At 66.7% G+C, this 11,026-nt stretch carries 12 protein-coding genes; 7 read left to right on the forward strand and 5 right to left on the reverse strand.

Translation table 11 applies throughout. The features are described from left to right. Positions 1 to 77 precede the first annotated feature (77 nt). Positions 78 to 302, reverse strand: a complete 225-nt coding sequence (locus ISP17_RS17450; RefSeq protein ID WP_404635447.1) for a hypothetical protein — start codon at positions 300 to 302, stop codon at positions 78 to 80. Positions 303 to 438: 136 nt separating this feature from the next. Between ISP17_RS17450 and ISP17_RS17455 the strand changes: the two genes are divergently transcribed. The 3 genes from ISP17_RS17455 (at position 439) to ppa (ending at position 4,033) form a co-directional block, all read left to right on the forward strand. Further along, positions 439 to 2,499, forward strand: a complete 2,061-nt coding sequence (locus ISP17_RS17455; RefSeq protein WP_404636044.1) for a prolyl oligopeptidase family serine peptidase — start codon at positions 439 to 441, stop codon at positions 2,497 to 2,499. 85 nt (positions 2,500 to 2,584) lie between these two features. Then, positions 2,585 to 3,418: a 2OG-Fe(II) oxygenase gene (locus ISP17_RS17460; protein WP_404635449.1), complete on the forward strand. Its 834-nt coding sequence runs from the start codon at positions 2,585 to 2,587 to the stop codon at positions 3,416 to 3,418. A gap of 78 nt (positions 3,419 to 3,496) precedes the next feature. Next, positions 3,497 to 4,033 (forward strand): inorganic diphosphatase, encoded by a 537-nt coding sequence (gene ppa / locus ISP17_RS17465; protein ID WP_404635451.1) that lies wholly within the window; start codon positions 3,497 to 3,499, stop codon positions 4,031 to 4,033. A gap of 80 nt (positions 4,034 to 4,113) precedes the next feature. Here the strand turns inward: ppa and ISP17_RS17470 are convergent, their stop codons facing one another. The 3 genes from ISP17_RS17470 to ISP17_RS17480 all read right to left on the reverse strand — a co-directional run bounded on the left by ISP17_RS17470 (position 4,114) and on the right by ISP17_RS17480 (position 5,960). Continuing rightward, on the reverse strand, positions 4,114 to 4,479 hold the full coding sequence (locus ISP17_RS17470; protein WP_404636046.1) for a GFA family protein: 366 nt from the start codon (positions 4,477 to 4,479) through the stop codon (positions 4,114 to 4,116). 65 nt (positions 4,480 to 4,544) lie between these two features. After that, on the reverse strand, positions 4,545 to 5,150 hold the full coding sequence (locus ISP17_RS17475; protein ID WP_404635453.1) for a ferritin-like domain-containing protein: 606 nt from the start codon (positions 5,148 to 5,150) through the stop codon (positions 4,545 to 4,547). Positions 5,151 to 5,309: 159 nt separating this feature from the next. Continuing rightward, a complete protein-coding gene (locus ISP17_RS17480) occupies positions 5,310 to 5,960 on the reverse strand; it encodes a TetR/AcrR family transcriptional regulator (protein ID WP_404635455.1) in 651 nt (216 codons plus the stop codon). A gap of 79 nt (positions 5,961 to 6,039) precedes the next feature. Between ISP17_RS17480 and ISP17_RS17485 the strand changes: the two genes are divergently transcribed. The 3 genes from ISP17_RS17485 (at position 6,040) to ISP17_RS17495 (ending at position 8,575) form a co-directional block, all read left to right on the forward strand. Then, positions 6,040 to 6,372, forward strand: coding sequence for a hypothetical protein (locus tag ISP17_RS17485; RefSeq protein WP_404635457.1), 333 nt, complete (start codon positions 6,040 to 6,042; stop codon positions 6,370 to 6,372). A 162-nt stretch (positions 6,373 to 6,534) separates the two neighbouring features. After that, the gene (locus ISP17_RS17490; RefSeq protein WP_404635459.1) at positions 6,535 to 7,194 is read left to right on the forward strand and encodes a protein-L-isoaspartate O-methyltransferase family protein; all 660 of its coding nucleotides are present in this window, start codon (positions 6,535 to 6,537) and stop codon (positions 7,192 to 7,194) included. Positions 7,195 to 7,225: 31 nt separating this feature from the next. Further along, positions 7,226 to 8,575: a TolC family outer membrane protein gene (locus ISP17_RS17495; protein ID WP_404635461.1), complete on the forward strand. Its 1,350-nt coding sequence runs from the start codon at positions 7,226 to 7,228 to the stop codon at positions 8,573 to 8,575. Between the two features lie 60 nt (positions 8,576 to 8,635). Here ISP17_RS17495 and waaA read toward each other — a convergent pair whose 3' ends face one another. After that, a complete protein-coding gene (gene waaA, locus ISP17_RS17500; RefSeq protein WP_404635463.1) occupies positions 8,636 to 9,901 on the reverse strand; it encodes a lipid IV(A) 3-deoxy-D-manno-octulosonic acid transferase in 1,266 nt (421 codons plus the stop codon). Positions 9,902 to 9,991: 90 nt separating this feature from the next. Here waaA and lpxL point away from each other — a divergent pair, with 90 nt between their 5' ends. Further along, on the forward strand, positions 9,992 to 10,909 hold the full coding sequence (gene lpxL, locus ISP17_RS17505) for an LpxL/LpxP family Kdo(2)-lipid IV(A) lauroyl/palmitoleoyl acyltransferase (RefSeq protein ID WP_449757879.1): 918 nt from the start codon (positions 9,992 to 9,994) through the stop codon (positions 10,907 to 10,909). Positions 10,910 to 11,026 lie beyond the last annotated feature (117 nt).

Consider the following 11,026-nt stretch of genomic DNA (forward strand, 5'->3'; position numbering starts at 1 on the left):
CCCTGGAAAATGTGCACGCCGCTCGGCCCCTGTGGCCTCGTCGACACTACCCCCTGGCATGACGCTTCGGTGTGCGCCTACCACTCATCCATGAGAATCCGCGTGACGCAACACGCAGCTTCGAAATCCTTTTCCGAACGATCATGCGAATTTAACGTTGCTGTCAACTCGCTGTAATGGCTTGGGTTGACGACTTTGGTCGATAGTGTCGCGGCCGATTGCGCGCTCAGCCGCACCAGACGGCGGATGGAGCGATATGGCGCAGATTGCCGCATGACTTTCGGCACCCTGCCGTTGGTCATGTGTTTCCGACCGGTGCGGGCCGCACAGACTTGACGGACTTGCGCTCGGGGGAGCGCTCACTCGTTCAAGGATCACGACATGCTGCGTAAAACCTCGATCTGGCTGACGCTCGCGCTCGGCGTCACACTCGCGGGCATGACGCACGCACAGACACCGGGTTCCGTACCGGCCGACGCCGCTCCGAAGGACGACTTCCTCTGGCTGGAAGACATCCACGGCATCAGGCCAATGGAGTGGGTGAAGCGGCAGAACGCGCTCACCGCCGACCGGTTCGCCACCGGCGGGTCCTTCACGCAAGATCGCGAGCGGATCCTGGAAGTGCTCGATTCGGACGAGCACATTCCTTACGTCAACCGCATGGGGCAGTACCTCTACAACTTCTGGCGCGACAAGGCGCACCCACGCGGCGTGTGGCGTCGCGTGACGCTGGCGGAATACCGCAAGACGTCGCCGGCATGGGAGGTGCTGCTCGACATCGACGCGCTGAATCAGGCCGAGGGAAAGCGCTGGGTGTTCAAGGGCGCGCAGTGCCTCAAGCCGGCATACGAACGCTGCCTGTTGTCGCTGTCGCCCGATGGAGGCGATGCCGTGGCGGTGCGCGAATTCGACCTGGTGCGCAAACAGTTCGTCGGCGACGGCTTCGTGCTGCCGGTGGCCAAGACCGAGGTGGACTGGATCGACCAGGACACGATCTACGTGGGCACCGACTTCGGCCCCGGCTCGATGACCGAATCGAGCTATCCGCGCATCGTCAAGGTGTGGAAGCGCGGCACGCCGCTGACCGAGGCCACGATTGTCTACGACGGCAAGCCCACCGATCTGGCCGTCAGCGCCCACCACGACGCCACGCCTGGGTTCGAGCGTGACTTTGTCTCGGTGGCCAAGGATTTTTTCCACAGCGAGCTGTTTCAGCGCCGCGACGGCAAGCTGCTGAAGGTGAACGTGCCCGACGACGCCACCGCCGCGGCGCATCGCGAATGGCTGCTGGTGGAAACCCGCTCGCCGTGGACCGTGGGCGACACCACGTATCCGTCCGGCGCGCTGCTTGCCACACGCTTCGACGACTTCATGGCGGGCAAGCGCGACTTCACGACCTTGTTCGCACCCGATGCGCACACCTCGCTGGCGTCCTACAGCTGGACGCGCCATCACCTCATCCTCGACGTACTCGACGACGTGAAGAGCCGGCTCGAGGTGCTGACGCCGCAACCGGGCGCGTGGCAGCGCGAGCCGATGGCCGGCGCGCCCGAGCTGAGCACGGCGAGCGTGGTCGACACCGATCCGGACAACAGCGACGAGTACTGGCTGGGCGTCACCGGCTTCCTCACGCCGTCCTCGCTGCAGTACGGCGTGCTGGGCTCGACGCCGGTGCAGACGCTCAAGCGCGAGCCGGCGTTCTTCGACGCGTCGAAATTCACCGTCAGCCAGCACTTCGTCGCCTCGAAGGACGGCACGCGGGTGCCGTATTTCCAGATCGCCCCGAAGACGCTCAAGCTCGATGGCTCCAACCGGACCCTGCTCTACGGCTACGGCGGCTTCGAGGTCTCGCTGCAGCCCACCTACAGCGGCAGCATCGGCCGCGCCTGGCTTGAGCGTGGCGGCGTCTACGTGATCGCCAACATCCGTGGCGGCGGCGAGTACGGGCCGGCATGGCACCAGGCGGCGCTCAAGGCCAATCGCCTGCGCGCCTATGAAGACTTCGCCGCGGTCGCGCAGGATCTGATCCATCGCGGCGTGACCTCGCCGAAGCACCTGGGCGCCGAGGGCGGCAGCAACGGCGGGCTGCTGATGGGCAACATGCTTACGTTGTATCCGCAGCTGTTCAGTGCGATCGCCTGCGAGGTGCCGCTGCTGGACATGAAGCGCTACAGCCACCTCTCCGCCGGCGCGTCATGGATGGCCGAATACGGCAACCCGGACACCGCCGACTGGAATTTCATCCGCCATTTCTCGCCGTACCAGAACGTGCACAAGGATGGCCGTTACCCGCCGGTGCTGTTCTACACCACCACCAGCGACGACCGCGTCGGTCCGGTGCAGGCGCGCAAGATGGCCGCGAAGATGCAGGCGATGGATCTGCCCGACGTGTGGTTCTACGAGAACCTCGAAGGCGGCCACGGTGCCGGTGCCGACAACAAGCAGTCGGCGTACATGCACGCACTGGCGTACGGCTTCCTGTGGGACCAGTTGCAGTAAGCCGACAAGCCTGCGTGCCGGCGCAGCGCGACCGGCACGCGGGCCGACGCTATCATCCCCGGGCGTTCCGACCAGCCCGAGTGCGATGAAACGAACCACCAGCATCCGCCCCGAACTGCGCGAGTGGATTCTTGCCACCACGCGCGCCGGCCACAGCACAGAGGAAGTGCTGCGGCTGATGAAGGAAACCGGCTACGACCCGCGCGAGAGCCGCAGCATCGTCGCCAGCGTGCTGAAGCTGCCGCTGGCTGCGCTCACCGGCCACGCGCCGCCAGCCGGCGTGCGGCCGCGTCATCCGCTGGCGCCGTTCGCCGATGCAGCCGGGCGGCGCGTGCGGGTCAGCGCCTCGGTCGATGTGCCGGTGGTGCGCGTCCTCGACGGTCTGCTCGACGCCGATGAATGTGACCAGCTGATCGAACAGGCACGCCCGCGGCTGGCGCGCGCCATGACCGTGGACACCGAAGGCCGCAAGCAGGTGGACGATCGCCGCACCAGCGCCGGCATGTTCTTCCGGCTCGGCGAATCGCCGCTGATCGAGCGCATTGAGGCCCGCCTCGCCGCCCTGCTTGGCGTCCCCACCAGCCACGGCGAGGGGTTGCAGGTGCTGCACTACGGGCCGGGCCAGGAGTACGAGCCACACTACGACTGGTTCGACCCCAGCCAGCCGGGTTTCGAGGCAGTGACGAAGCACGGAGGCCAGCGCGTGGCGAGCATCGTGATGTACCTCAATACGCCCGAGGCGGGCGGTGGCACCGGCTTTCCGCACGCCGGGCTCACCGTGACGGCGCTGAAAGGCTCGGCGGTCTATTTCGCCTACGACACCGGTGATACGTCCTCCCTGCACGCCGGCTTGCCCGTGACAGGCGGGGAAAAATGGATCGCCACCAAGTGGCTGCGCGAGCGGCCTTTCCTGCGCTGAAGGTTTCATGTGCTGCGTCGCAGCAGCTCTTGCCGTATCCTTGTCGGCCCACTTTATCCCTAGCACAAGGTCACACCCATGGGTCTGGATCTGGTCAGCGCCGGCCGCAACGTGCCGGACGAAATCAACGTCATCATCGAAATCCCCAAGGACGCCGAGCCGGTCAAGTACGAAGTCGACAAGGCCTCCGGCGCGATCTTCGTCGACCGTATCCTGTCCACCCCGATGCGCTATCCGTGCAACTACGGCTACGTGCCAGGAACGCTGGGCGACGACGGTGATCCGCTGGACGCGCTGGTGATCCTGCCGCTGCCGCTGATCCCCGGCTCGGTGATCCGCTGCAAGCCGGTCGGCATGCTGCGCATGACCGACGAGGCCGGCGGCGACGAGAAGCTGGTGGTGGTGCCGATGGAGAAGATCTTCGCCGGCTATGCGCACATCCAGGACATCGACGGCGTCTCGGGCCACTGGCTGGAGCGCATCGGCCACTTCTTCGAGCACTACAAGGATCTGGAGAAGGGCAAGTGGGTCAAGCTCGACGGCTGGGCCAACGCCGCCGAAGCCAAGGCCGAGATCCTGCGCGGCATCGAGCGTCATGCCAAGGACAAGGGCTGATCGATCACGCTGCGTAAACAGGTGAAGCAAAAGCGCGCCTCGGCGCGCTTTTGCTTTTGCGAGATCCGGCGAACGCGCCGCTACAGCGCCATCGACAGCGGCGCCGGTCCCCTGCGGTAGTCGGCGTGCACATGTGAACGCACGCCGATGGCGGCACAGTCGTCCAGGGTCGACACGTCCAGACTGAGCGTGCCGTCCTGCCGCAGCGTGCACAGGGCGCTGCCGCAGTTGGCGCAGAAGCCGTGGCGAAGCTGGCTCGTCGCCGCCCCGTAGAACACCGGCTCGCCGGCACACCAGCGCAGCGCGGAGGCGGGAAGATCCACTCCCACCACCACCGCCTCGCCGGAGGCCAGCCGGCACAGCACGCAAGTGCAGTAGCGGCGTCGGCCGCTGCCGATGTCCGCCTGGTAGCGCACGTCGCCACAGGCGCATTGTCCGTGCAACATCGTCACGTAGTCCCCTCCTCGATGATCGTCACCCGGATCGGCCTCGCCGCCCACACGACACGTGCTCAGCGTTTCTTGCCAGACGGGCTCAATGGCTTGGCGGGCTTTGTGGTCGGTTTGGCCGGCTCGCCCTTCTTGCCCAGCTCTTCGAGCAAGGTCGCCATGTCTTCGGCGTGTTCCTCCTCCATCGCGAGGATCTCCTCCATCATGCGCCGGCTGGTGGGATCGTCGTTGCCCAGGTAGCGGATGATCTCGCGGTAGCTGTCGATCGCGATGCGTTCGGCGACCAGGTTTTCCTTGATCATGTCGACCAGGTCGTCGCCTTCCACGTAATCGGCGTGCGCGCGACTGAGCAGGCCGGCGGGATTGAAGTCGGGCGCGCCGTCGAGCTGGGTGATCCGCTCGGCAATGCGATCGGCGTGTCCCTGTTCCTCGTTGGCGTGCTCTAGGAATTCCGCCGCCACGCTCTTGGCGTGGATCCCGGACGCCATGTAGTAGTGCCGCTTGTAGCGCAGCACGCAGACGATCTCGGTAGCGAGCGCTTCATTGAGCAGCTTGATGACCGTCTCGCGATCCGCGCTGTAGCCGGCGGTGATCGCGCCGCGATCGATGTGCTCGCGCGCGCGCTTGCGGATCGTCTCGATGTCCGTGATGAAAGGCTTGCTCGCCATGCTGCGGCTCCTGGTAACGAAGTGGATTTGTTTGCCGCAGGCCGCGGCAGACATCTTTCCATCGTATGGAGCGGGCGCGAAGTGCGAGTGAACGGCTTGCAAGGAATTCGCGAGCCGCGGCGCGGGTGGCGTTGCGCCACACCGCGCACCGGGACTGGATCAGCGCGGCGTATACGCCCGCAGGAAGGTCGCCACGCCGGCGCGCGCGGTTGCCTCGATCTCGGCGGCATAGGCGTGCGGGCAATCGTCGCAGCCGAACATGCGGCGCATCATCAGGTCGCCCTTGATCAGCGCGAAGAACTGCACGGCGGCGCGGGGCACGTCGTCGATGTCCAGCAGCCCTGCGTCAACCGCTCGGTGAAGCAGGCGTTCCATCAGTCCGTGCGTGCGCATCGAACCTTCTTCCCACAGCAGGCGGCCGTAGCGCGGATTGCCCTGCCGGCAGTCGCTGAGGATGGCGCGGAAGGTACCCACCGTCTCCTTGTCGCAATCGAGCCGTGCGTGGGTCAAGGCGATGTTGAGCAGGGTCTGGCCGATCTCCGCATCGGGGTCGAGCTCGTAGGTGTTCTCCGGCAGCAGATCCTGCAAGCGTGCCCGCACCACCTCGCGGAACAGGTTGTCCTTGTCGCCGAAGTGGCTGTAGACGGTGAGCTTGGACACCCCGGCCTCGGCCGCGACGGCGTCCATGCTGGTGCCGGCAAACGCGTTGCGCACGAACAGGCCCTTGGCGGCTTCGAGGATGGCGGCACGCTTCTCCATGTCCTTCGGACGGCCGGGGCCTTGGCACTTCGCGGGCGAAACGGAACTCATCGGAACACCTTCACAGGAAAGCACAACACCTTTATTATACGGGTCGGTTTAATTATTTCCAATGCGCGGAAAGTCAACCATGCAGACCACGCTTGCCGAACTGGCACTGTCGCCAGTGTATCGCCATGCCCAGCGCACGCTCGCGCCATGGCTGGAGTCGGGCCATGGTGCCGTGAGGCAGCTCGCGTTCCGGGCACGTGCGGCAATAGGTCAGCTGGATGCGGCCGACCGCCACCGGCTGGCACGCTGGCTGGCGTGGCTGCTGGTGGCCGAGCAGAGCCGCGGAAGAGCCGCGCTGGAGGCCCGCCTGCGCCAGTTGGAGGGTGCACTCCATCGCAGCATCCAAGAGGCGTTGAAGCGTCTTCCCACCGCCGCCGAGGCACTGACCGCCAGCCGGCGACTCAGCGCGTGATTGTCCGCGGACACCGCGCCACGCATGACTTCCGTCAGCCGCGCGCGATGACTTCCGGCACTTCGGCCATGCCGTCGCAGCCCGCAGGCTAGCGATTGTCGGAAATGACCTAAGCGCTTATCCTTTTTGACCTTTTCCGATTTGTACGGGACGTGGCTGAACATGGCGATGAACTTCGAGCAGGCGCGGCAGAACATGGTGGAAAACCAGGTGCGTCCCTGGGAAGTCCTTGATGCGCGAGTGCTTGAGGTGCTGGGCCGCGTGCGCCGTGAGGATTTCGTCGCCGCCGAGCATCGGCAGCTGGCGTTTGCCGATGTCTGCCTTCCGCTCGGCCACGGTGAAGTGATGATGAAGCCCGTGCTCGAAGGTCGCGTGCTGCAGGCGCTGGAGCTGGCGCCCACCGACCGTGTGCTGGAAGTGGGCACCGGCTCGGGCTTTCTCACCGCCTGCCTGGCGGGTCTGGCTGGTGAAGTGGTGAGTGTGGACATCCATGCCGACTTCACCGCCGGAGCCGGTGCGCGGTTGGCGGCCGCGGGCGTCAGCAACGCCACGCTGGCCACCGGCGACGCCGTGCTCGACTGGCAACCGCAGGGCCAGTTCGACGCGGTCGTGCTGACCGGTGCCGTGGCACAGCTGCCCGAGCGCATGCTGGCCTGGCTCAAGCCGGGCGGTCGCCTGCTGGTGATCCGCGGCGCCTCGCCGGCACAGCAGGTGGCGCTGCTTACCCAGGAAGGCAACGGCCGCTACCGCGACGAAGTGCTGCTGGAAACCGATCTCCCCTACCTGGTGCACGCCGAGCCGACGCGCCGATTCGTTTTTTGACCTCCCCAAGACCATCCCCACGAGGCACCCCATGCGTTTGAAGCTTCTGTCCCTGGCCCTGGCCCTGTCGGCAATCTCCCTGCCCAGCCATGGCGAGGATTTGCTGGATGCATATCGAGAAGCGCGCGCCAACGACCCGGTGCTCTCGCAGGCGGACGCGCAGCGCCTCTCGGTGGGTGAAAACGTGAACCAGGCACGCGCGCTGTTGTTGCCGCAGCTGTCGGCCGGCCTGTCCTTGAGCCAGACCACCAGCAGCGGCAGTAGCGTCACGCGTGATCCCAATACCGGGCAGGTCGTGCAGACCACCGCCAACCCCGGCCATTCGCGCACCCGCGACATCTCCGGCAACCTCAGTCAGACCGTGCTCGACCTGAGCAAGATCGCCGACCTGAAGGCAGCGCATTCGCAGGCCAGTGCGCAGGACGCGCTGTACCAGGCGGCGCTGCAGGATCTGTTCGTGCGCGTCTCCACCGCGTACTTCAACGTGCTGACCAGCCAGGACGCCCTCGCCTTCGCCAAGGCGAACGAGGAGGCCTATAAGCAGCAGTACGAGCAGTCAGACCAGCGCTTCAAGGTGGGCCTGTCCGCCATCACCGACGTCTACCAGGCCAAGTCGTTCTACGAGTCGGCCAAAGCGCAGACGATCTCCGCCAGCAACACGCTGGATGACGCCCGCGAGGCGCTGGCGCAGATCACCGGCAAGCCGACCGGCGAGCTGAAGAAGCTGCGCGACGACCTGCCGATGAGCCCGCCCGTGCCGAACGACCAGAAGGCGTGGGTGGACCAGGCGCTGCAGAACAATCCGAACATCCTCTCGGAGAAGTACAGCGTGGAGGCGGCCGAGCACAGCATCTCCGCCGCGCGCGCCGGGCACCTGCCGACCATCAACGCCAACGTGAGCTACGGCAAGAGCGCCACCTGGTACCAGAACTCCAACCTGCACTTCCGCCAGCCGAGCTCCACCACCATCGGCCTCACGCTGTCGGTGCCGATCTTCGAGGGCGGCGCCACGCAGTCGCGCGTGCGTCAGTCCATCTACCAGCGCGACGCCGCGCAGGACACGCTGGAAGTCCAGCGTCGCCAGGTCACCCGCGACACGCTGAACTACTACCGCTCGGTGATTGCCGGCATCAGCCAGGTCGAGGCCGCCAAGTCCGCGGTGGATGCGGGCCAGAAGGCGCTCGACGCCACCCGTGCGGGCTTCAGCGTCGGCACCAAGACCATCCTCGACGTGCTCACCGCGATCCAGACGCTGACCTCGTCCGAGAGCCAGTACTCGCAGGCGCGCCACCAGTTCATCCTGGACAAGCTGCTGCTCAAGCAGGCAACCGGCACGGCAGACCTCAAGGACATCGAGTCGATCAACGCCCTGCTCGAATGACGGGCCTTTCGACGTGACGTGAACATGAAGCCGGGCCGCGAGGCCCGGCTTCTTCTTGGGCTATTCGCCCAGCGTGTGATCGATGAGCGTCATCACGCGGCGCACCGCACCCTGCTCGCTGTCGAACACGGCATGGGCGCGCTCGCCCATCCGGTGCAGCGACGGCCGATCACGCAACAACTGCAGCACAGCCGCGCCGAGCGCGTCGCTGCTGGCCACGCGCTGCGCGCCGCCCTGCTGAACCATGGTTTGCGTGATGTCGTCGAAATTGAACGTATGCGGACCCACCAGCACCGGCCGTGAAAGTGCCGCCGGCTCCAGCACATTGTGTCCGCCGATCGGCACCAGACTGCCGCCAACGAAGGCGAGATCGGACGCGGCGAAGAACGGCATCAGCTCACCCATCGCGTCGATCACGAACACCTGATGCACCGGCGCGGGCACGCGATCGCCGCTGCGCGTGCCCGCTGAAAAGCCCAGGTTGCGCACCAGGTGCTCGACCAGGCGAAAGCGGTCCGGATGGCGCGGCGCCAGCAGCAGCAGCGCATCGGGGAAGCGCTGCAGCACCTCCAGGTGCGCCTCCAGCACGGCCAGCTCCTCGCCCTCGTGGGTGCTGGCGGCCATCCACACAGGGCGCAGCGGACCCCACTGCACGCGCAAGGCTTCGCCCTGCTCCTGCGCGTGCTCGGGCACCGGCATGTCGAACTTGAGGTTGCCGCTGACCACGACCTTGTCCGACGGCGCCCCCAGCATGCGGTAGCGCGCCGCGTCGGTGCGCGACTGTGCGGACACGTGACTCACGCAGCGCAGCGCCGCGCGCACCAGGCCACGCGCGGGACGATAGCCACGCAGCGAACGCTCCGACAGCCGCGCATTGACGATCATCAGCGGGATGCCGCGCCGATGGCAGGCGAAATAGAGGTTCGGCCAGATCTCGGTCTCGACGATGATCGCCAGCCGCGGCCGCACGCGATGCAGGAAACGGCGCACCGCAAATGGCAGGTCGTACGGCAGGTAGACGTGGAACACGGCGTCGCCGAACAGCTGGCGCACGCGCTCCGAGCCCGTCGGCGTCACCGTGGTGACCACCAGCGGCGCCTGCGGATACGCGCGCTTGAGCGCCTTGATCAGCGGCTCGGCCGCATTCACCTCACCCACCGACACCGCATGCACCCACAGCGAGCCACTCAGGCCCGGCGCGGGAAACACGCCGAAGCGCTCCGGCCACCGCTGGTGATAGCTGCCGTGGCGCATGCCGCGCGTCAGCAGGCGCAGCACGATCACCGGCGTGGCCAGATACATCAGCAAGGTATAGAGAAAGCGCAACGGCCGGCCCCCTGTGGCGGGCGGCCAGTATAAACGGCCCGTCGCGCGGTCCGGCCCGATGCCACTCGCTACAATGGCGCGATGCCCGGCATGCACCGCCCCTCCTTCGACCGTTCCCTGCTCGCTCCACGCCACTGGCCCGCCTGGGCCGGATTGGGCGTGATCTGGCTGATCGCGCGGCTGCCCTATCCGGCGTTGATGCGCGTGGGCCGCTGGCTCGGTGGGCTGGCCATGCGCATCGACTCGGCCCGACGCCCGGTGGCCGAGGCCAACATCGCGCTGTGTTTCCCCGAGCTGGATCGGGCGCAGCAGGCCGCGCTGGTCAACGCGCACCTGCGCGACATCGGCCTGATGCTGGTGGAATTTGCACTGGGCTGGATGGGCCGCGACGAGGCGATCGCCCGCCTGCCGCTGTCGGTGGAAGGGCTGGAGCATCTCGAACGCGCCCGCGCCGCGGGCAAGGGCGTGCTGCTGGTCGGCGGCCACTTCTCGCATCTGGAGCTGTGCGCGCGACTGGTGTCGCAGCGCATCCGCATCGCCGGCATGTACCGGCGCATGGACTCGGCGGTGTTCGAGTGGGCGGTGCTGCGCGCGCGTCTGCGCTACGCCGACGCCATGTTCGAGAAGGACGACATCCGCGGCACGGTGAAATATCTGCGCGGCGGCGGCACGCTCTGGTACGCGCCCGACCAGGACATGCGCAGCAAGGACAGCGTGTTCGTGCCGTTCTTCGGCGTGCCGGCCGCCACCATCACCGCCACCCACCATCTGGCGCGCATGGGCAACGCGGTGGTGATCCCGTTCTTCCATCGCCGCCTGCCGGACAACGGCGGCTACGCACTGCGCCTCGGCGCTCCGCTCGAGCACGTGCCCAGCGACGACGTGCTGGAGGACACCGCCCGCGTGAATGCCTGCATCGAGCAGATGGTGCGCGAAGCGCCCGAGCAGTATCTGTGGGTGCACAAGCGCTTCAAGACCCGCCCGGACGGCATGCCGCCGGTGTACTGACGCACGCCGAAGACGGCGCAGACAGGCCGTTGAAAGGCATCCAGCCGACGATCCGCGTCCTCGAATCAACGCTTCGTCGCGGGACTACGGCCGAGCATCCGGCGGCGAAGCACGTCG

The organism is Dyella ginsengisoli (genome assembly GCF_044904665.1).
In the GTDB taxonomy this organism is placed as follows: Bacteria; Pseudomonadota; Gammaproteobacteria; order Xanthomonadales; family Rhodanobacteraceae; genus Dyella_A; species Dyella_A ginsengisoli.